Origin of the sequence: Curtobacterium sp. 260 (assembly GCF_030803485.1) — a bacterium.
Classification (GTDB): Bacteria; Actinomycetota; Actinomycetes; order Actinomycetales; family Microbacteriaceae; genus Curtobacterium.
In genome coordinates this window covers 31,575-51,179 of sequence record NZ_JAURUY010000005.1, presented here as the reverse complement: position 1 = coordinate 51,179, position 19,605 = coordinate 31,575, and the positions used below count along the sequence as shown (strand labels likewise).

The following is a 19,605-nucleotide window of genomic DNA, read 5'->3' as shown; positions in this document are numbered from 1 at the left end:
ACCCCGGCCGTGTGCGGTGCTCAGCCGGCGATGGACTCGCGCAGCTGGGGCACCCCGTGCTTGACGACGTCTCCGAAGAGGACGTCCGCGTCGAGTCTACGGAGTTCCTCTGCGAGGCAGTCGCGCAGGTTCCGTCGGGGCAGCGACAGGTCGTGCGTCGGCTGCCCGGGCATCGACAGGGTCGCGACGTCGACGAGCGAGCGTTCGAGGTCGATCGTGCCCGAGGCACGCTCGAGCTTGACCCCGTGGATGCCGCTCGACCCGGTGGCCCGCGGCGAGGTGACGACGGACACCGGCACCTGCAGCTGCAGCTGGAGCCACGCGGCGAGCAGGATCGTGGACGGACTGTCGCTCGCACCGGACACCTCGACGCCGGTGACGGGCTCGTACGGCGGCTGGTCGAGCGCCGCGGCGAGCTGGTTGCGCCAGAGCGTCAGGCGGGTCCACGCGAAGTCGGTGTCACCCGGCACGTAGGACTTCCCGAGCGCCTCGATCGCGCTGTTCGGGTCCTTCTGCGCGGCGGCATCCGTGATGCGACGCTGCGCGATCCGGCCCAGCGCGGACGCTGCCGGCTGCTCCGGAGCGGCCTGCGGCCACCATGCGACGACGGGGGCGTCGGACAGGAGGAGGCCGGTGACCAGGCTCTCCTCGTCCGTCGCGGTCTCGCCGTACGCACGGAGGACGATGACCTCGCTCGCGCCCGCATCGCTGCCGACGCGGATCTGGGCGTCGAGTCGACCGGGGGACTTCGTGTCGCCGTCGTTCTTCGACACGATGATCACCCGCATCGGGTGCTCGCGCGACGCCTGGTTCGCGGCCGAGATCGCCTCTTCCTCGTGCCCGAGGGCGGTCGAGATGATGAGCGTCAGCACGCGGCCGAGGGCGACGGCGCCACCCTCCTCGCGGATGTGGACGAGCTTCTTCTGGATCTTCGAGACCGTGGTGTTCGGCAGGTCGATCTTCATGGACGCCTCCAGGTCCGGCCGTCGCGGGCGAGCAGGGCATCGGCGGACGCCGGACCCCACGTGCCGGGACGGTACTGCTCGGGCTGGCCCTGCGTGGCCCAGAACTCCTCGATCGGGTCGAGGATCTTCCACGACAGTTCCACCTCTTGGTGACGGGGGAACAGGGGCGGGTCGCCGAGGAGCACGTCGAGGATGAGTCGCTCGTACGCCTCCGGCGAGGCCTCGGTGAACGCGTGTCCGTAGCCGAAGTCCATCGTCACGTCGCGCACCTGCGTGCCGACGCCCGGGACCTTCGAGCCGAAGCGGAGCGTGACGCCCTCGTCCGGCTGGACACGGATGACGAGCGCGTTCTGCCCGAGGGGTGCCTGCGTGTTGCCGTAGACGTCCTCGGGGACGCGCTTGAAGACGATCGCGATCTCGGTCACGCGACGGCCGAGGCGCTTGCCCGCCCGCAGGTAGAACGGGACGCCCTGCCAGCGGCGGGTCGCGATGTCGAGCTTGATCGCCGCGTAGGTCTCGGTCGTGGACTCGGGGTCCATCCCCGCTTCCTCGAGGAAGCCCAGGACCTTCTCGCCGCCCTGCCAGCCACCGTCGTACTGCCCGCGGGCCGTCGCCGTGGCGAGGTCCTCGGGCAGGCGCACGGCGGAGAGCACCTTCTCCTTCTCGGCGCGCAGGTCAGCGGCCTTGAACGAGACGGGTTCCTCCATCGCGGTGAGCGCGAGGAGCTGCAGCAGGTGGTTCTGGATGACGTCGCGCGCTGCGCCGATGCCGTCGTAGTACGCGGCCCGACCGGCGACGCCGATGTCCTCGGCCATCGTGATCTGCACGTGGTCGACGTAGTTCGAGTTCCAGATGGGTTCGTACATCTGGTTCGCGAACCGGAGCGTCAGCAGGTTCTGGACGGTCTCCTTGCCGAGGTAGTGGTCGATGCGGAACACGTCGTCGGGCGCGAAGACGCTCTCGACGATCGCGTTCAGCTCGCGCGCGGTGCGGAGGTCGGAGCCGAACGGCTTCTCGACGACCACGCGGCTCCAGGAGCCCTCGCGCTTCTCGGTCAGTCCGGAGACCTTGAGCTGCTCGGTCACCACCGGGAACATCTTCGGCGGGATGGAGAGGTAGAAGGCGTGGTTGCCGAGCGTGCCGCGCTCCGCGTCGAGCTCGTCGACGGTGCGCTTCAGCTCGAGGAAGGCCTCGGGGTCGTCGAACGAGCCCTGCACGAAGCGGATGCCCTGCTCGAGCTGCTTCCAGACGGCCTCGTCGAAGGGGGTGCGGGAGTGGTCCCGGACCGCGTCGTGCACGAGCTGGGAGAAGTCCTGGTCCTCCCAGTCGCGCCGGGCGAACCCGACGAGTGCGAATCCCGGGGGCAGGAGCCCTCGGTTCGCCAGGTCGTAGACCGCGGGCATCAGCTTCTTGCGGGACAGGTCGCCCGTCACGCCGAAGATGATGAGGGTGCTGGGCCCCGCGATCCGGTTCAGACGTCGGTCGGTCGGCAACCGGAGCGGGTTGTGCTCCGGGGTGATCGCCACCGGTGACATGAGTGTGGACTCCTTGTGGGTCGAACGGAGACGGCGGAGCGCTGCGCTGCGGGGGCAGCGGCGACTCCGCCGTCGTGGTGGTCAGGTCCGGCCGGGAGGCGCGTCGCGGCTCCGGCGGTCGGGTCCTGACCGGGGGTGCCTGCGTCCGGGGGACGGCGGTCCCGTCCTCCAGACGCAGGCTCCGGTCGTGCTTACTTGCTGTTCTCGAGCGCGGTCTTCACCGTGTCGACGAGCTCGCCCCAGGAGACGTTGAACTTGTCGACGCCCTCCTTCTCGAGCAGCGCGACGACGTCGTCGTAGTCGACACCGGCGGCAGCGATCTGGTCCATGACCTGCTGCGCGTCGTCGAACGAGCCGGCGATGGCGTCACCGTGGATCTCGCCGTGGTCGAACGTCGCGTCGAGCGTCTTGCCCGGCATGGTGTTGACCGTGTTCGGCGCGGCGAGCTCGGTCACGTAGAGCGTGTCGGGCAGCGACGGGTCCTTGACACCGGTCGAGGCCCACAGCGGGCGCTGCGTGTTGGCACCGGACTCGAGCAGGCCGAGGGCACGCTCGGTGGCGAACTGCTCGGTCCAGACCTGGTACGCGAGCTGAGCGTTGGCGATGCCGGCCTTCGACTTGAGGGCCTTCGCCTCGTCGGTGCCCGCGGCGTCGAGGCGCTTGTCGATCTCGGAGTCGACACGCGACACGAAGAACGAGGCGACCGAGTGGATCTTCGAGAGGTCGTGGCCCGCGGCCTTGGCCTTCTCGAGGCCACCGAGGTAGGCGTCGATGACGGCGCGGTAGCGCTCGAGCGAGAAGATCAGGGTGACGTTGACCGAGATGCCGGCACCGATGACCTCGGTGATGGCCTCGAGGCCCTCGAGCGTCGCGGGGATCTTGATGAGGACGTTCTCGCGACCGACCTTCTCGAACAGGAACTTGGCCTGCTCGATGGTCTTCTGGGTGTCGTGGGCGAGGCCCGGCTCGACCTCGATCGAGACACGGCCGTCGAAGCCCTTGGTCTCGTCGTAGATCGGCTTGAAGACGTCGGACGCGTTCGCGACGTCCTGCGTGGTGATCTCGAAGATCGCCTCGGTGACGTCGGTGCCCTTCGCCGCGAGCTCCTTGACCTGCGAGTCGTAGCGCTCGCCCTTGGCGAGGGCCGACGCGAAGATCGTCGGGTTCGTGGTGACGCCGACGACGTTCTTCTGCTCGATGAGCTCGGTCAGCTTGCCGGTCTCGAGCAGCTCGCGCGACAGGTCGTCGAGCCAGATGCTGACGCCGACCTCGGAGAGGGCGGCGGTGGGGGTGTTCTCAGCCATGGTTTCTCTTCTTCTTTCGTCGACCGGCCCGGTGCGCGGAGGCGACCAGGGCCGTGTGTGTCGTGGTCTGTGGGCCGGGAGGCGCGGTGGCGGGGCCGCCGTGTGCCTCCCGGCAGAGGGGCCGGACCCGGCGTACCGGATCCGGCCCCTCGTGGGTCAGGACGCTGCGATCGATTCCTTGGCGGCGGCGACGACGTGCTCGGTGGTGAAACCGAACTCGGCGAACAGGCGCTGGTAGTCGGCCGATGCACCGAAGTGCTCGATCGACACGCTGCGGCCCTTGTCGCCGACGATGTCGCGCCAGCTCATCGCGATGCCGGCCTCGACCGAGACGCGCGCCGTGACGGCCTTCGGCAGGACCTGCTCGCGGTAGGACTCCGACTGCTCGAAGAACCACTCGAGCGAGGGGGCGCTCACGACGCGGGCGTTGATGCCCTCGCCCTTGAGCTGCTCACGGGCGTCGACCGCGATCTGGACCTCGGAACCGGTCGCGATGAGGATCACGTCCGGGGTGCCGTTCGGCGCCTCGGCCAGGACGTACGCGCCCTTGGCGACGTTCTTCGCCGAGGCGAGCGTCTCGCCGGAGGCGTCGCCCTCGCCACGCTCGAAGACGGGGAGGTTCTGACGGCTCAGCGCGATGCCGGCCGGACGGTCCTTGTGCTTGAGCATCTCGAGCCACGCGTACGACACCTCGTTGGCGTCGGCCGGACGGACGACGTCGAGACCCGGGATCGCACGGAGCGCGGTGATCTGCTCGATCGGCTGGTGCGTCGGGCCGTCCTCGCCCAGGGCGATGGAGTCGTGGGTCCAGACGTAGATCGCCGGCGCCTTCATGAGCGCGGCGAGACGGACCGCCGGACGCATGTAGTCGCTGAAGATGAGGAACGTGCCGCCGAAGGGGCGGGTGTTCCCGTGCAGGACGATGCCGGACAGGATCGAGCCCATCGCGTGCTCGCGGATGCCGAAGTGCAGCACGCGGCCGTACGGGTCGGTGCTCCAGGTCTTCGTCGACGCCTCGGCCGGACCGAAGGACTTCGCGCCCTCGATCGTGGTCAGGTTCGACTCGGCGAGGTCCGCCGAACCGCCCCAGAACTCGGGCATGAGCGGCGCGATGGCGTTGATGACCTTGCCGGAGGCGGCGCGGGTCGAGACGGCCTTCTCGGTGGAGAAGACCGGCAGCGCCTCCTCGAGGCCCTCGGGGAGCTCGCCCGCGTTGATGCGGTCGAGCATGGCCTTCTTCTCCGGGTTGGCCGCAGCCCACGCGTCGAAGGTCTTCGTCCACTCGGCGTGCTCGGCCTGGCCCTTGGTGATCGCACCGCGGGTGTACTCGAGCACCTCCGGGTCGACGTGGAAGGTCTTGTCCGCGTCGAAGCCGAGGACCTCCTTGAGGCCCTTGAGCTCGTCGGCACCGAGCGCCGAACCGTGGATCTTGCCGGAGTTCTGCTTGGTCGGCGACGGCCAACCGATGATCGTCTTGAGGACGATGAGCGACGGCTTGGTCGTCTCGGCCTTGGCGGCCTCGACGGCGCGGTGGAGCTCCTCGACGTCCTCGGAGTACTCGCCGGTCTTCTTCCAGTCGACGTGCTGGACGTGCCAGCCGAGGGCCTCGTAGCGGGCCGCGACGTCCTCGGAGAACGCGATGTCGGTGTCGTCCTCGATCGAGATCTGGTTCGAGTCGTAGAAGACGACCAGGCGACCGAGCTGCTGACGGCCCGCGAGGCTCGCGGCCTCGTTGGTGACGCCCTCCTGCATGTCACCGTCACCGGCGATCACGTAGGTGAAGTGGTCGAAGGGCGACTCGCCGTCGGCGGTCTCCGGGTCGAACAGGCCGCGCTCGAAGCGCTGCGCGTAGCCGAAGCCGACCGCCGAGGCGAGGCCCTGGCCGAGCGGGCCGGTGGTGATCTCGACACCGTCGGTGTGGCCGTACTCCGGGTGACCCGGGGTCTTCGAGCCCCACTTGCGCAGGTGCTGCAGGTCCTCGAGCTCGAGGCCGTAGCCGTGCAGGTAGAACTGCACGTACTGCAGGATCGAGGCGTGACCGGCGGAGAGGATGAAGCGGTCGCGGCCGATCCAGGTGGAGTCGCTGGGGTCGCGACGCATCACCTTCTGGAAGAGCAGGTGGGCGACCGGCGCGAGGCTCATCGCGGTGCCGGGGTGACCGTTGCCGGCGGCCTCGACCGCGTCGGCGGCGAGGACGCGTGCCGTGTCGACGGCCTTCCGGTCGATGGCGTCCCAGGTGAATTCAGCCACTTGGATGTTGACCCTTCGTTGTTGCGACATGTGCGAGGGCTCGTGCCATCGCACGGACATGATCGCCGTCCCGGGGCCGTGTGTCGTGTCGCCGTTGAGCGGCGGCCGACCGGCTCTTCGCGGCCGACGTCTTCGGGGCACACGATGCGGGAGGGCGTGTCCAGCATAGTGACCACGCACTCAGAAGGTGTCCAGGTGACGACGGTGCCGTGTCGGGCAGCCGGCCCGGTCGGCGAGGCGGGGCATCCTCGCGGCGCCTCGATGGCCTAAACTGGTGTCGACCCGTGTGCATTCCGGGTCGACGCACGCCCCGACGGTGACGGAGCCGCCCACCGAGCGTGCGAGCTGACGCGAACGGACTGAGGTTCCCCTGTTGACTGCCACCGCGACCCGGCCCGACACCGATCGACCCCGCTCGACGCTGTCCCGCAAGGTCCGCGCGTACGTCTCGCTGACGAAGCCCCGGGTCATGGAGCTGCTCCTCGTCACGACCGCTCCGACGATGTTCCTGGCGGAGCGCGGGGTCCCGGACCTCTGGCTCGTGTTCTGGACGATGCTCGGCGGCGCGATGTCGGCAGGGTCGGCCTCGGCGTTCAACTGCTACATCGACCGCGACATCGACCGGCTGATGAAGCGCACCAGCCAGCGCCCCCTGGTCACCGGTGAGCTCTCCGACAAGGAGGCACTGGTGTTCTCGTGGACGCTCGCCGTCCTGTCGACCGCCGTCCTCGGCTTCCTGGTGAACTGGCTGGCCGCCGCGCTCAGCGTCGTCGCGATCCTGATCTACGTCTGCGTCTACACGCTCTGGCTCAAGCGCCGCACCCCGCAGAACATCGTCTGGGGCGGATCCGCCGGGTGCATGCCGGTGCTCATCGGCTGGGCCGGTGTCACCGGGTCGCTGACCTGGGCGCCGATCATCCTCTTCATGGTGATCTTCCTCTGGACGCCGCCGCACTACTGGCCGCTGTCGATGAAGTACCGCGACGACTACGACGCCGCCGACGTGCCGATGCTCGCGGTCGTGCGCGGGCGCACCGTCGTCGGGCTGCAGGTCGTGCTCTACGCCTGGGCGACGCTCGTCTGCTCGCTGCTGCTCATCCCGGTCGCGCACATGGGGCCGCTGTACACCGTCGTCGCCCTGGCCGGGGGCATCTGGTTCGTCGTCGAGTCGCACCGGCTGTACTCGCGGGCGATCCAGCACGTGGAGCAGGTCCAGCCGATGCGGGTGTTCCACAGTTCGATCACGTACCTGACGCTGCTGTTCATCGCGGTGGGCATCGACCCGCTGCTGCCGCAGGTCTTCACCTTCACGATCTAGCCAGGGTTCGTCGCCCGCGCACGGAGCGCCGCCGGTCTGCCGGCGGCGCTCCGTGCGTCGGGGCGCAGCGCGGGCGGTCCCGGGTCGGGCGTTCGCGGGTCGGGTGGGCGCGGCTCGGACACGGGCGCGCGGGGTGCGTGCCCGGGTCGACCCGGGTGGCGCGGGCCGACGCGACAGATCCGCTGTCGTACGACGGCGGGGACCTCGCGGGAGCCTGCGGACGACGTGGGCTGCACGGTGCGCGTGCGCCCAGCGACGATGCCGCTGTCGTACGACGACGGGGATGTCGCAGCAGACGCGCGGCCGCGACCGGGCGTCGGACGGGAGGCGCGGGGCGGGCGGTGCTGCGCCTCCCGTCCGCACCGTGGCCGGTCCGGTGCCGAGGTGCGGGACGGGCGGTGCTGCGCCTCCCGTCCGCACCGTGGCCGGTCCGGTGCCGAGGTGCGGGACGGCGGCGTCCGCACGAGACGGTCGCACCTGCGCGAGACGGTGCCGGATCCGGAGGCGTCCCGCGTGGTCGGAGGCGTCCTGCGCCGACGCCGGCGTCCTGTGCGTGGTCACGGGGCCGGAGCCGTGCGGACGACGACGTCCCACCCGTCGGCGCTCGGGACGGAGGCGACGCGTGGGACGGCGGAGGACGGCGGACGACCGCGTCAGGCGGCGATGCGCTCCCGCGCGGCCGGGCGACCGGCGCTGCCGCGCGTGCTGAGCACGACGACGGTGACGGCACCGACGAGGAGACCGGCGAGCACCATGTGCGTTCCCACCAGGCCGACCGGCAGCCCCGTGCGCGCCTGGGTCAGGCCGACGGCGATCTGCACGAACTCGACGACGAGCAGGACGAGGGCCCAGCGGCTCGACAGCCGGAGGACGACTGCGCCGACGACGAGCGCCAGTGTCAGTGCGAACAGCGCGTAGGCCGGGATCGCGTGCAGGTGCTCCATCAGCTGCGGGTCGAACCCGGTGCGGTGCAGACGGCCACCGTCGACCGCCTCACTCGCACCCGCGTGCGGCCCGGAGCCCGTGGTCAGGATGCCGACCAGGACGGTGACGACCACCGCGACGACGGTGCCGCGGACCAGGCCGGTGTACCAGCCCGGGACGAGCCGCACCGCGGTGCGCGGACCGTTCATCGAGCGGTACACGAGCGTCGCCGTCACCGCGACGAGCGTCGTCGACACCACGAAGTGCAGTCCGACGACGAACGGGTTGAGGTTCGTGAGGACGCTGAGGCCGCCGATCACCGCCTGCACCGGGATCGCGATGCCCTGGGCGAAGGCGAGCCAGAAGAGCTCGGGGCGCGTGCGGCGCATGCGGACGACGGCGAGGAACATCGCGACCGCGACCACCACCAGCACGAAGGTGAGCAGACGGTTCCCGAACTCGATCACGCCGTGGATCCCCATCTCCGGGGTCGACACGAGCGACTCGGCGGTGCACTTCGGCCACGTCGGGCAGCCGAGGCCGGACGCTGTCAGGCGGACGAGGCCGCCGGTGCCGATCAGCACCACCTCGACGACGAAGGACGCCCAGGCGAGCCAGATCACGCGGGGGTCGACGGCGCGGGGGAGGGACCACCACCGCGGCGTGCGGGTGCCGGGGCGGACGCCCTGCTCGACGGTGGGTCCGACGCGAGTCACGAGGGTGGTGCCTTCCTGTTGTTCCGTGCGGTGAACCTGTAGGATTCGAGGGTTCAGCAGCAGTCAAGTCTAGGCAGGCGCCGGCTCCGAATGGGCCGTGATCGCCGATCGGTCGGACGACTGCGTGGGACCATCGACGTTGCGAGGCAGCAACGCCGTGGGACTCCTGTCGGAGGTCCGCGGTGGAATGGCGTCCGGACGTCACGGGTTGTCCCGACAGACGCTGCCGCGAGAAGGAAACGAGGAGACCATGTCCGACGTGCTCATCGACCGTCCAGAACTCGAAGGGCTCGGCCAGTACGAGTTCGGCTGGTCCGACTCCGACACGGCCGGCGCGTCCGCGCGCCGTGGTCTGTCGGACGAGGTGGTCAGCGACATCTCCGCCCGGAAGAACGAGCCCGAGTGGATGCACAAGCTCCGCCTCAAGGCGCTGACGCTGTTCGACCGCAAGCCCATGCCGTCGTGGGGTGCCGACCTGTCGGACATCGACTTCGACAACATCAAGTACTTCGTGAAGTCCACCGAGAAGCAGGCCCAGACCTGGGAAGAGCTGCCCGAGGACATCCGCAACACCTACGAGCGCCTCGGCATCCCCGAGGCGGAGCGCCAGCGCCTCGTCGCCGGTGTCGCCGCCCAGTACGAGTCCGAGGTCGTCTACCACCAGATCCGCGAGGACCTGGAGCAGCAGGGCGTCATCTTCATGGACACCGACACGGCGCTCCGCGAGCACCCGGAGTTCTTCGAGGAGTACTTCGGCTCGGTGATCCCGGCCGGCGACAACAAGTTCGCCGCGCTGAACACCGCCGTGTGGTCCGGTGGCTCGTTCGTCTACGTCCCGAAGGGCGTGCACGTCGAGATCCCGCTGCAGGCCTACTTCCGGATCAACACCGAGAACATGGGCCAGTTCGAGCGGACGCTGATCATCGCGGACGAGGACTCCTACGTCCACTACATCGAGGGCTGCACGGCGCCGATCTACAAGTCGGACTCGCTGCACTCCGCCGTGGTCGAGATCATCGTGAAGAAGAACGCCCGCGTGCGCTACACGACGATCCAGAACTGGTCGAGCAACGTCTACAACCTCGTCACGAAGCGCGCGATCGCGCACGAGGGCGCGACGATGGAGTGGATCGACGGCAACATCGGGTCGAAGGTCACGATGAAGTACCCGTCGATCTACCTCGCCGGTGAGCACGCCAAGGGCGAGACCCTGTCCGTCGCCTTCGCCGGTCCGGGCCAGCACCAGGACGCCGGCGCGAAGATGATCCACATGGCGCCGTACACGACGTCGTCGATCGTCTCGAAGTCGATCGCCCGTGGCGGTGGCCGCGCCGGCTACCGCGGTGAGGTCCGCGTCGACCCGGCCGCGCACCACGCCGCGAACACGGTCCGCTGTGACGCGCTGCTCGTCGACACGGTGAGCCGCAGCGACACGTACCCGGCGATCGACATCCGCGTCGACGACGTCCAGCTCGGCCACGAGGCCACGGTCTCCCGCGTGAGCGAGGAGCAGCTGTTCTACCTCATGTCGCGCGGCATGCCGGAGGACGAGGCCATGGCCATGATCGTCCGCGGGTTCATCGAGCCCATCGCCCGCGAGCTCCCGATGGAGTACGCGCTCGAACTCAACAAGCTCATCGAGATGAGCATGGAAGGATCCGTCGGCTAGATGTCGAACACCAGCACCAACCCGACACCCACCGACGGGGCCACCCCCGCACCGCGCATCGACCAGCCGGTCGAGCCGTCCGCCGTGGCGCAGGGCCAGCAGGCGCCGTCGGCGCAGGGCCAGGGCACCGACCAGCACGGCGCCCGCGCGCACTCCGACGGCGGCTGGGACGCGAAGGTCCCGGTCCAGACCCGGTCCGAGCGGCCGCAGTCCGGTGACCTCGACGCGTTCCCCCCGGTGACCGGCCGCGAGGTCAACTGGAAGTTCGCGCCGCTCTCGAAGCTCCAGCCGTTGCTCGAGGGTGGCCTCGACGGTTCCGCCTACCCGTTCCTGGCCCGCCAGACCGAGGGGGCCGACGTCGAGTGGGGTCGCAGCGACGACCCGGTCGTCGGCACCGCCGGCCTGCCCGAGGACCGCGCGGCCGCGGCGGCCTGGACCGCCCGCGACGCGGTGCTGAAGGTCACCGTCAGGGCGACCGAGGCGCACGAGTCGATCTCGATCACCCGCTCGGACTTCGGCACGCAGGCCCGCGCGGCGCACACGGTCATCACGGCCGAGCAGCACGCGCAGGGCATCGTCGTCATCGACAACCGCGGGTCGGCGCTCCTCAGCGAGAACGTCGAGATCGTCGTCCGTGACGGTGCACGGCTCACGGTGGTCAGCCTGCAGGACTGGGACGACGACGCGGTGCACGTGTCGACGCAGTTCGCCGAGGTCGGTCGCGACGCCTTCCTCAAGCACGTCGTGGTCTCGCTCGGCGGCGACGTCGTCCGCGTGAACCCCTCGACGCACCTCGGGGCGCAGGGGGCGGACACCGAGATGTACGGCGTGTACTTCGCCGACGCCGGCCAGTACATCGAGCAGCAGGTGTACGTGAACCACGACGCCCCGAACACCCGCGGCCGCGTCAACTACAAGGGCGCGCTGCAGGGCGAGGGTGCGCACACGGTCTGGATCGGCGACGTGCTGATCGGGCGCGCCGGCGACGGCACCGACTCGTACGAGCAGAACCGCAACCTGGTGCTCACCGACGGCACGCGCGCGGACAGCATCCCGAACCTCGAGATCGAGACGGGCAACATCGAGGGGGCCGGGCACGCAAGCGCGACCGGTCGCTTCGACGACGAGCAGCTCTTCTACCTGCAGGCCCGTGGCATCCCCGAGGAGGAAGCCCGGCGCCTCGTCGTGCTCGGCTTCCTGGTCGAGGTCATCCAGAAGATCGGCGCGCCCGAGCTCGAGGAGCGCCTGATCGCGGCGGTCGAGCAGGAGCTCGCCGACGGCCGGACCGTGGTCGTCGCTGCGGAGCCCGAGGCCGAGCAGGCGGACGCCTGATGGCCGAGAAGGTCTGCGCCGAGTCGGAGATCGCCGTCGACAGCCCGATGCGCGTCGTCGTGGACGGCACCGCCGTGGCGATCGTGAAGGACTCGGCCGGGGCCGTGCACGCGATCGGCGACACCTGCACGCACGGGGACATCTCCCTGGCCGAGGGCTTCGTCGAGGGCGACACACTCGAGTGCTGGGCCCACGGGTCGCGCTTCTCGCTGGCCACCGGCAAGCCGCAGAACTTCCCGGCGTACGAGCCGGTGCCGGTCTTCCGGGTCGAGGTCCGTGACGGCGACGTCTACGTCGACGTGCACGACCCGGTCCCCGTCGACTGAGCGACACCACCACTCTTCCCGCGCGGCTGACGCCGCACAGCAGCTGTAACCGAAGGAACGCAATGTCCACTCTCGAAATCCGTGACCTGCAGGTCTCGATCGACACCGACCAGGGCACCAAGGAGATCCTGAAGGGCGTCGACCTCACCATCAACGAGGGCGAGATCCACGCGATCATGGGGCCGAACGGCTCCGGCAAGTCCACCCTGGCCTACACGATCGCCGGTCACCCGCGCTACAACGTCACCGGCGGCTCGATCACGCTCGACGGCGAGGACGTCCTCGCGATGAGCGTCGACGAGCGCGCCCGCGCCGGCATGTTCCTCGCGATGCAGTACCCGGTCGAGATCCCCGGCGTCACGGTGTCGAACTTCCTCCGTACCGCGAAGACCGCGATCGACGGCGAGGCCCCCGCACTCCGCGGGTGGGTCAAGGACCTGCGCCAGTCGATGGCCGACCTCAAGATGGACTCGTCGTTCGCCGAGCGCAACGTCAACGAGGGCTTCTCCGGCGGCGAGAAGAAGCGCCACGAGATCATGCAGCTCGAGCTCCTCAAGCCGAAGTTCGCCGTGCTCGACGAGACCGACTCCGGCCTCGACGTCGACGCGCTGAAGATCGTGTCCGAGGGCGTCAACCGCGCGAAGGCAGCGACCGGCCTCGGTGTCCTGCTGATCACGCACTACACGCGCATCCTCCGCTACATCAAGCCGGACTTCGTCCACGTGTTCGTCGCGGGCAAGGTCGCCGAGCAGGGTGGTCCGGAGCTGGCCGAGCGCCTCGAGAACGAGGGCTACGACCGCTACGTGCAGGCTGCAGCGGCGGGCAACTGATGATCACCGCACTCTCCCCGGAGAAGTTCGACGAGGTCGTCGAGGGCCTCAAGGAGGTCCAGGACCCGGAGCTCGGCGTCAACATCGTCGACCTCGGCCTCATCTACGACCTCGCGATGGACGACGAGGCGAACGCCCTCGTGATCAGCATGACGCTGACGAGCGCGGGCTGCCCGCTGACCGACGTCATCGAGGGCGACACCGCCAACGCGCTCGACGGCATCGTCGACGCGTTCCGCATCAACTGGGTGTGGATGCCGCCGTGGGGTCCGGAGCGGATCACCGACGACGGACGCGAGATGATGCGCGCGCTCGGCTTCTCGATCTAGCCGCCACGACACACGGACGGGAGGCGCGGTGCCAGCCGGCACCGCGCCTCCCGTCCGTCGTCGGTGCGGTGCGCCCGCCACGCCGAGTGCGCACGATCTGTCACGCTCGACCGGTCTCCGCGACGCCCAACGCCCGCCCGGCGTTCGTCGCGCGGCGTGTCGTGCTCGCTCGCGGAGGGAGACAGCAGCCCGGGTCGGAACAGCGACGGGCCCCGCACCAGCAGGTGCGGGGCCCGTCGTCGTGCGGGTGCGTCAGCGGCGGCCGACCAGCTTCCACGCCAGGGGCAGGACGCCGGCGGCGATGAGGGCCTTGGCGACGCCACCGACGATGAACGGGTAGAGGCCAGCGGCGAGCACCGACTGCAGGTCGTTCGGCGCGCCGAGCTGACCGAGCACCACCGCGAGCCAGGGCAGGCCCGTGACGAAGGGGACGGCGGTCGCCAGGAGCATCGCGACCGTGGCACGCCCGACCTTCCGGTCCCAGTTCCGGCGGGCGAGCCAGCCGACCAGGCCGGCGGCCGGCACGAAGCCGATGACGTAGCCGAAGCTCGGCGATGCCAGGGCCGCGAGGCCACCGGAGAACTCGGCGAAGAACGGTGCGCCCGCGAGGCCCGCGACGGCGTAGACGAGCAGCGACAGCATGCTGCGTCGGGCGCCGAGCGTGGCGCCGACGAGCACGACGGCCAGGGTCTGCCCGGTGATCGGGACCGGCCACATCGGCACCTGGAGCTGTGCCATCGCGGCGGTGAACAGCGCGCCGCCGGCGACGAGGGCGGCGTCGGTGGCGAGCCCCGAGGTGCGAAGACGGTCGGCGAGGACTGCGCGGCGAGCGAACCCGGTGGCGTTCGTCATGGATTCTCCTAGAATGGACTGCTGGTCCCGTTCGAGGACCATCGGTCCCGTCAGCGTAGCGGTGCACCTCCCGCACACGTCGTTGTGCACATCACCAACTGATTGGACGTCCTCCTGTGCTTGCCGTGCACGACCTCGAGATCCGCGTAGGCGCTCGCCTCCTCATGGAGCACGTGTCCTTCCGCGTCGAGAAGGGTGACAAGATCGGGCTCGTCGGGCGCAACGGCGCCGGCAAGACCACGATGACGAAGGCCCTCGCCGGCGAGTCGCAGCCGACCGACGGCAAGATCGAGCGCTCGGGGGAGATCGGCTACCTGCCGCAGGACCCGCGCTCGGGCAACCCCGAGGACACCGCGCGCAAGCGCATCCTCGACGCCCGTGGTCTCGGCGAACTCGTCGAGGGCATCCGTCAGGCGACGCTCGACATGGCGAGCGACGACGCCGACGTGGCCGAGAAGGCCATGCGCCGGTACAGCCGGCTCGACGACCAGTTCAACGCCCTCGGCGGGTACGCTGCCGAGGCCGAAGCGGCGTCGATCGCATCGAACCTCAAGCTGCCGGACCGCATCCTCGACCAGCAGCTGAAGACCCTGTCGGGTGGTCAGCGCCGGCGCATCGAACTCGCCCGCATCCTGTTCTCGGACGCCGAGACGATGATCCTCGACGAGCCGACGAACCACCTCGACGCCGACTCCGTGGTGTGGCTCCGCGAGCACCTGAAGACCTACCCCGGCGGCGTCATCATCATCTCCCACGACGTGGAGCTGGTGGACGAGGTCGTCAACCGCGTCTTCTACCTCGACGCGAACCGTCAGACCATCGACGTCTACAACATGGGGTGGAAGCTCTACCAGCGGCAGCGCGTGGCCGACGAGGAGCGCCGCCGCAAGGAGCGCGCCGGCGCCGAGAAGAAGGCTGCGACCCTGAAGGACCAGGCCGCCCGCTTCGGCGCGAAGGCGTCGAAGGCTGCCGCTGCGCACCAGATGGTCGCGCGCGCGGACAAGCTGCTCGCCGGACTGGAGGACGAGCGCGTCGCCGACCGCGTCGCGAAGATCCGTTTCCCCACGCCGGCACCGTGCGGTCGCACTCCGCTGATGGCCGAGGGGCTGTCGAAGTCGTACGGCTCGCTCGAGATCTTCGCCGGGGTGGACCTGGCGATCGACCGTGGGTCGCGCGTGGTCATCCTCGGGTTCAACGGTGCGGGCAAGACGACGCTGCTCCGGATCCTGGCGGGTGCGGACCGACCGGACACGGGCGAGATCCTGCCCGGGCACGGCCTGCGGATCGGGTACTACGCGCAGGAGCACGAGAACATCGACGTGAACCGCACGGTGATCGAGAACATGGTGTCGGCGTCGACGGACCTCAACGAGACCGAGGCCCGTCGTGTGCTCGGTTCGTTCCTGTTCACCGGTGACGACGGCTACAAGAAGGCCGGCGTCCTGTCCGGTGGCGAGAAGACCCGGCTGTCGCTCGCGATGATCGTCGTGTCGGGCGCGAACGTGCTGCTGCTCGACGAACCCACGAACAACCTCGACCCGGCGTCGCGCGAGGAGATCCTCAACGCGCTGGCCGGCTTCGAGGGCGCCGTGGTGCTCGTGTCGCACGACGCCGGTGCGGTCGACGCGCTCAACCCCGAGCGGGTGCTGCTGCTGCCGGACGGCACCGAGGACCACTGGAACAAGGACTACGCGGAGCTCATCGAGCTGGCGTAGCGACCCGCTGACGGACGGGAGGCGCGGTGCCGGCCGGCACCGCGCCTCCCGTCCGTCCCGGGTCGCGACCCGTCAGCGGTGCGCGCCGAGCAGCTCGTCCTCGACCTCGTCGTCGGACCTCGGCTTGGCGTCCTTCCGCCGCTGCCGTTCGAGGGCACGCTCGCGCTCCTCGGGGTCGTCCTGGTTGAGGTTCCGGTACTCCTGCACCATCACGTAGGCCAGGAAGCCGAATCCTCCGGCGGCGAAGAGGAACCACTGGATGAAGTAGCTGAGGTGCAGACCGGTGTCCGCGGACGGACGGTCCCACCCCAGGGGCCGGGCTTCCGCAGGAGCGGGGGACTCGGAGGCGAGCTGGCCGTACGCGCCCGTCCAGATCGGGGCGTCGACCTTGCCCGCGACGTCGGCGAGCGTCACCGACTGCACCTGGTCGGTGTGCGAGGGGTCGGTGCGGCCGGGGATGCGCGGCTCGCTCTGCTGCAGGCGTGCGATCACCGTCACCTGTCCGTTCGGCGGAGCGGGGACGCTGTCCGGCGCGTCCTGCCGGTTGCCGGTCGGGACCCACCCCCGGTCGACGACGAACGCGCGACCGTCGGCGGTGACGAGCGGCGTGAGGACCTCGAACCCCGGCTGGCCGTTGTGCACGCGGTTGCGGACGAGGAGCTGGTCGTCGACGTCGTACCGACCGGTGACCTCGATCCGGAGCCACTGCTGGTCGTCGGTCCACGACGAGGCCCGGGGGAGTGCCTGGTCGAGCGGCACGGGCGTGTGGTCGTAGTTCTGCGCGATCTGCTCGTTCTGCCGGACGGCCTCGTTGCGCCGGTCCCACTGCCACATCCCGAAGAGCGTGCAGATGATCGCGAAGGCCACGGCGATCGCGAAGTACCCGAGCCAGCGGCGGCTCCGGACGAACCGCCAGCCGACCGTCGGGCCGTCGGTGGTGTCCGCGTGGACGGACCCGGGAGCGGCGTCGCGCTGGAGCTTCGCGGCGTGCTTCCGGCCGTAGCGGGCGCTGGGGTCGAACTCGTCCGTCATCGTCCGGTGCCGCTGGAGCGCACCCCGACGTCGTTCTTCGGGGCGTCCTCCCGCGCACGGACGTCGTCGAGGCTGTCGACGTCCTCGTGCATCCCGGTCACCCGGACCGGGAACGAGCGGGAGCGCAGGTAGTCGGCGAGGAAGTCGCAGTGCTCCTCGCAGGCCGCCCAGATCTTCACGCGGTCGACGGCGTGGATGCGCGGGTTCCGCCAGTTGATCCGCCACTCGGCGGTGTTCGTGCAGCCGGCCCGGGAGCAGACCGGTGTCGCGCCGGGCTCCGTGAAGAGGTCGAACGTCGCCCCCATCAGCGGCGCGTCCGGGACTTCGCGGACCACACACGGGAGCGGTCGCCGTTCCGCTGCCACTCCTCCTGCGCGTGCTGGGCCTGCTCGCGGAGGCGTTCCTGCTCGGCACGGTAGGCCTCGGCCCGAGCGTCCTCCTGCTGCTCGCGGAGGCGGGGGTCGACGGCGTCGTAGAGCTCGATGGCTCCGGCCGGGGCGACGATGTCGCTCTCGGCGTGGTTGCCGGCGTTGGCGAGGATGACCGCGACCCACGGGATGACCGCGGCGAGGACGATCGGGATGACCGCGAGCCAGGTGTGCCAGGTCGTCCACACGAGGACGGCGCCGATGAAGCACACCACGCGCACGGCCATCTGCCAGACGTACTTGGACAGGCGGTGCGCCCGGTCCAGCTCGGGGGAGTCCGGCAGGGACGTGATGCTCTGCGTGGACCCGGAGTGGGTGTGCGTCGCGTGGAACCGGCGCTGCGTCGACTTCATACGGTGTTCTTCCATTCGCCAGGGTCAAGCCTAAGCCCGGACCACCGACAGTTGCCCCGCCGCGCGGGGGACAGCTGCGGGGAACGGCTCCGGTACGCTCGTCCGGGCGTGTCCAGCGGCCCACGGCTCGGCCGTCAGGTCGGCGGACACCGCGTCACCACCACTCGAACGGAGCGATCATGACCACCCCCCGTACCGTCCTCATCACCGGCGGCAACCGCGGCATCGGGCACGCCCTCGCAGCGCGTTTCGTCGCCGCCGGGCACCGGGTCGCCGTGACCTCCCGCAGCGGCCAGGGCGGACCCGAGGGGGCGCTCACCGTCGCCGCGGACATCACCGACTCCGCCTCGGTCGACGCGGCCTTCACGCAGGTCGAGGCCGAGCTCGGGCCGATCGAGGTCCTCGTCGCCAACGCGGGCATCACGAACGACCAGCTCCTGCTCCGCATGTCCGAGGAGGACTTCACGAGCGTCGTCGACACGAACCTGACCGGCACGTTCCGGGTCGTCAAGCGCGCGACCAAGGGGATGATGAAGGCGAAGTTCGGCCGCATCGTGCTCATGTCGAGCGTCGTGGGCGCCTACGGCCAGGTCGGTCAGGTCAACTACGCCTCGTCCAAGGCTGCCCTGGTCGGCATGGCCCGCTCGATCACGCGCGAGCTCGGGTCGCGCGGCATCACGGCGAACGTCGTCGCGCCGGGGTTCATCCAGACCGACATGACCGCGGCCCTGCCCGAGGAGCTGCAGGCCGAGTTCAAGAAGCAGATCCCGGCGGCGCGCTACGGCACGGTCGACGACGTCGCCGACGCCACGCTCTTCCTGGCGAGCGACGGTGCCGGGTACGTCTCGGGTGCGGTGATCCCGGTCGACGGCGGTCTCGGGATGGGTCACTAGCCCCGGACACCGACCGGCGGCCCGCTCGGACCGTCCTCGAGGCTCGGCTGGGCGGACACGTTCGCGACGTGGAGTCCGCGAACGTGTCCGCGGAGGCGAGACCCGGCTCCGCGGCGCGTGTGGCTCAGCCCCGCAGGCCCAGCGTCGCGAGCACCGCGGACAGGTCGCGGTCGACGACCGCCACGTCCGCCCGCTCGCGCACCAGCGGCTTCGCGTCGAAGGCCACGCCCAGGGCGGCGACACCCATCATGACCAGGTCGTTGGCGCCGTCGCCGACCGCGACCGTGCGCGACAGCGGGACGTCGTCCGCCCCGGCCCACGCACGCAGGGTCTCGGCCTTCGCCTCGGCGTCGACGACGTCACCGAGGACCCGACCGGAGAGCACGCCGTCGACCACCTCGAGACGGTTCGCCCGGCAGTGGTCGAGGCCGAGCCGCGCGGCGAAGGGGTCGAGCACCTCGTGGAAGCCGCCGGACACGACGCCGACCGTGCCGCCTGCGGCGTGGACGCCCCGGACGAGCTCCTCGGCTCCGCGCGTGACGCGGACCGCCTGCTGCGCGCGGGTGCAGACGTCGGCCTGGAGGCCCGCCAGGGTGGCGACCCGCTCCCGGAGGCTCTCGGCGAAGTCGATCTCGCCGCGCATGGCGCGCTCCGTCACCGCCTGCACCTGTGGCCGGGTCCCGGCGTGGTCGGCGAGCAGTTCGATGACCTCGTCCTCGAGCAGCGTGGAGTCGGCATCGAGGACGACGAGGAAGCGTGGCACGGACCAACGGTACCGACAGCAGGAGGCGCGGCCGACGTCTGTGACGTCAGCCGCGCCTCCAGGCCGGTGCG

General features: G+C 70.2%; 18 protein-coding genes. 8 read left to right on the top strand and 10 right to left on the bottom strand.

The genetic code is table 11. The features are described 5' to 3' along the window. Positions 1-20 precede the first annotated feature (20 nt). The 4 genes from J2X59_RS08045 to tkt form a co-directional block, all read right to left on the bottom strand. A complete protein-coding gene (locus J2X59_RS08045) occupies positions 21-965 on the bottom strand; it encodes a glucose-6-phosphate dehydrogenase assembly protein OpcA (RefSeq protein WP_066654421.1) in 945 nt (314 codons plus the stop codon). After that, positions 962-2,500, bottom strand: coding sequence for a glucose-6-phosphate dehydrogenase (zwf, locus tag J2X59_RS08040; protein ID WP_066654419.1), 1,539 nt, complete (start codon positions 2,498-2,500; stop codon positions 962-964). The genes J2X59_RS08045 and zwf overlap by 4 nt, the downstream gene beginning before the upstream one ends. Positions 2,501-2,691: 191 nt before the next feature. After that, a complete protein-coding gene (tal, locus tag J2X59_RS08035; RefSeq protein WP_066654417.1) occupies positions 2,692-3,804 on the bottom strand; it encodes a transaldolase in 1,113 nt (370 codons plus the stop codon). 156 nt (positions 3,805-3,960) lie between these two features. Next, on the bottom strand, positions 3,961-6,054 hold the full coding sequence (gene tkt, locus J2X59_RS08030; RefSeq protein ID WP_209682499.1) for a transketolase: 2,094 nt from the start codon (positions 6,052-6,054) through the stop codon (positions 3,961-3,963). A gap of 373 nt (positions 6,055-6,427) precedes the next feature. Here tkt and J2X59_RS08025 point away from each other — a divergent pair, with 373 nt between their 5' ends. Further along, entirely contained in the window at positions 6,428-7,372 is a 945-nt protein-coding gene (locus tag J2X59_RS08025) for a heme o synthase (protein WP_066654411.1), read from the top strand. 653 nt (positions 7,373-8,025) lie between these two features. Here J2X59_RS08025 and J2X59_RS08020 read toward each other — a convergent pair. Next, entirely contained in the window at positions 8,026-9,012 is a 987-nt protein-coding gene (locus J2X59_RS08020; RefSeq protein WP_326496310.1) for a COX15/CtaA family protein, read from the bottom strand. A gap of 250 nt (positions 9,013-9,262) precedes the next feature. Here J2X59_RS08020 and sufB point away from each other — a divergent pair, with 250 nt between their 5' ends. The 5 genes from sufB to J2X59_RS07995 all read left to right on the top strand — a co-directional run bounded on the left by sufB (position 9,263) and on the right by J2X59_RS07995 (position 13,498). Next, complete coding sequence (gene sufB, locus J2X59_RS08015) at positions 9,263-10,681, top strand: Fe-S cluster assembly protein SufB (RefSeq protein WP_066654410.1); 1,419 nt, start codon at positions 9,263-9,265, stop codon at positions 10,679-10,681. Beyond that, positions 10,682-12,013, top strand: coding sequence for a Fe-S cluster assembly protein SufD (gene sufD / locus J2X59_RS08010; RefSeq protein ID WP_326496309.1), 1,332 nt, complete (start codon positions 10,682-10,684; stop codon positions 12,011-12,013). Continuing rightward, the gene (locus J2X59_RS08005) at positions 12,013-12,339 is read left to right on the top strand and encodes a non-heme iron oxygenase ferredoxin subunit (RefSeq protein ID WP_081984870.1); all 327 of its coding nucleotides are present in this window, start codon (positions 12,013-12,015) and stop codon (positions 12,337-12,339) included. Before sufD ends, J2X59_RS08005 begins: the two co-directional genes overlap by 1 nt. A gap of 62 nt (positions 12,340-12,401) precedes the next feature. Beyond that, a complete protein-coding gene (gene sufC, locus J2X59_RS08000) occupies positions 12,402-13,169 on the top strand; it encodes a Fe-S cluster assembly ATPase SufC (RefSeq protein ID WP_066654406.1) in 768 nt (255 codons plus the stop codon). Further along, positions 13,169-13,498: a metal-sulfur cluster assembly factor gene (locus tag J2X59_RS07995; RefSeq protein ID WP_022902786.1), complete on the top strand. Its 330-nt coding sequence runs from the start codon at positions 13,169-13,171 to the stop codon at positions 13,496-13,498. The genes sufC and J2X59_RS07995 overlap by 1 nt, the downstream gene beginning before the upstream one ends. 252 nt (positions 13,499-13,750) lie before the next feature. Here J2X59_RS07995 and J2X59_RS07990 read toward each other — a convergent pair whose 3' ends face one another. Further along, entirely contained in the window at positions 13,751-14,350 is a 600-nt protein-coding gene (locus tag J2X59_RS07990; protein ID WP_326496308.1) for a biotin transporter BioY, read from the bottom strand. Between the two features lie 116 nt (positions 14,351-14,466). Between J2X59_RS07990 and J2X59_RS07985 the strand changes: the two genes are divergently transcribed. Further along, positions 14,467-16,065, top strand: a complete 1,599-nt coding sequence (locus J2X59_RS07985; RefSeq protein WP_066654400.1) for an ABC-F family ATP-binding cassette domain-containing protein — start codon at positions 14,467-14,469, stop codon at positions 16,063-16,065. Between the two features lie 72 nt (positions 16,066-16,137). On the opposite strand, the gene J2X59_RS07980 is transcribed toward J2X59_RS07985, so the two are convergent. Genes J2X59_RS07980 through J2X59_RS07970 form a run of 3 tightly spaced genes read right to left on the bottom strand, consistent with a single transcriptional unit; the run spans position 16,138 to position 17,893 of the window. After that, positions 16,138-17,097, bottom strand: coding sequence for an SURF1 family cytochrome oxidase biogenesis protein (locus tag J2X59_RS07980; protein ID WP_326496307.1), 960 nt, complete (start codon positions 17,095-17,097; stop codon positions 16,138-16,140). Beyond that, positions 17,094-17,402: a hypothetical protein gene (locus J2X59_RS07975; RefSeq protein ID WP_081985298.1), complete on the bottom strand. Its 309-nt coding sequence runs from the start codon at positions 17,400-17,402 to the stop codon at positions 17,094-17,096. The genes J2X59_RS07980 and J2X59_RS07975 overlap by 4 nt, the downstream gene beginning before the upstream one ends. Beyond that, positions 17,402-17,893 carry a DUF3099 domain-containing protein gene (locus tag J2X59_RS07970; protein WP_271825684.1) on the bottom strand — a complete coding sequence of 164 codons (492 nt, stop codon included), beginning with the start codon at positions 17,891-17,893 and terminating at the stop codon, positions 17,402-17,404. The genes J2X59_RS07975 and J2X59_RS07970 overlap by 1 nt, the downstream gene beginning before the upstream one ends. A gap of 164 nt (positions 17,894-18,057) precedes the next feature. Here J2X59_RS07970 and fabG point away from each other — a divergent pair, with 164 nt between their 5' ends. Next, positions 18,058-18,771: a 3-oxoacyl-ACP reductase FabG gene (fabG, locus tag J2X59_RS07965; protein ID WP_066654398.1), complete on the top strand. Its 714-nt coding sequence runs from the start codon at positions 18,058-18,060 to the stop codon at positions 18,769-18,771. A gap of 124 nt (positions 18,772-18,895) precedes the next feature. Here fabG and serB read toward each other — a convergent pair whose 3' ends face one another. After that, positions 18,896-19,534 carry a phosphoserine phosphatase SerB gene (gene serB, locus J2X59_RS07960; protein WP_209682507.1) on the bottom strand — a complete coding sequence of 213 codons (639 nt, stop codon included), beginning with the start codon at positions 19,532-19,534 and terminating at the stop codon, positions 18,896-18,898. Positions 19,535-19,605: the final 71 nt, after the last annotated feature.

Coding starts and splice junctions, on each gene's coding strand:
- J2X59_RS08045 (WP_066654421.1), bottom strand. CDS start 965: ATGAAGATCGACCTGCCGAACACCACGGTCTCGAAGATCCAGAAGAAG.
- sufB (WP_066654410.1), top strand. CDS start 9,263: ATGTCCGACGTGCTCATCGACCGTCCAGAACTCGAAGGGCTCGGCCAG.
- fabG (WP_066654398.1), top strand. CDS start 18,058: ATGACCACCCCCCGTACCGTCCTCATCACCGGCGGCAACCGCGGCATC.
- J2X59_RS08005 (WP_081984870.1), top strand. CDS start 12,013: ATGGCCGAGAAGGTCTGCGCCGAGTCGGAGATCGCCGTCGACAGCCCG.
- J2X59_RS07995 (WP_022902786.1), top strand. CDS start 13,169: ATGATCACCGCACTCTCCCCGGAGAAGTTCGACGAGGTCGTCGAGGGC.
- J2X59_RS07975 (WP_081985298.1), bottom strand. CDS start 17,402: ATGGGGGCGACGTTCGACCTCTTCACGGAGCCCGGCGCGACACCGGTC.
- zwf (WP_066654419.1), bottom strand. CDS start 2,500: ATGTCACCGGTGGCGATCACCCCGGAGCACAACCCGCTCCGGTTGCCG.
- J2X59_RS07990 (WP_326496308.1), bottom strand. CDS start 14,350: ATGACGAACGCCACCGGGTTCGCTCGCCGCGCAGTCCTCGCCGACCGT.
- J2X59_RS07970 (WP_271825684.1), bottom strand. CDS start 17,893: ATGGAAGAACACCGTATGAAGTCGACGCAGCGCCGGTTCCACGCGACG.
- sufD (WP_326496309.1), top strand. CDS start 10,682: ATGTCGAACACCAGCACCAACCCGACACCCACCGACGGGGCCACCCCC.
- J2X59_RS07980 (WP_326496307.1), bottom strand. CDS start 17,097: ATGACGGACGAGTTCGACCCCAGCGCCCGCTACGGCCGGAAGCACGCC.
- tal (WP_066654417.1), bottom strand. CDS start 3,804: ATGGCTGAGAACACCCCCACCGCCGCCCTCTCCGAGGTCGGCGTCAGC.
- sufC (WP_066654406.1), top strand. CDS start 12,402: ATGTCCACTCTCGAAATCCGTGACCTGCAGGTCTCGATCGACACCGAC.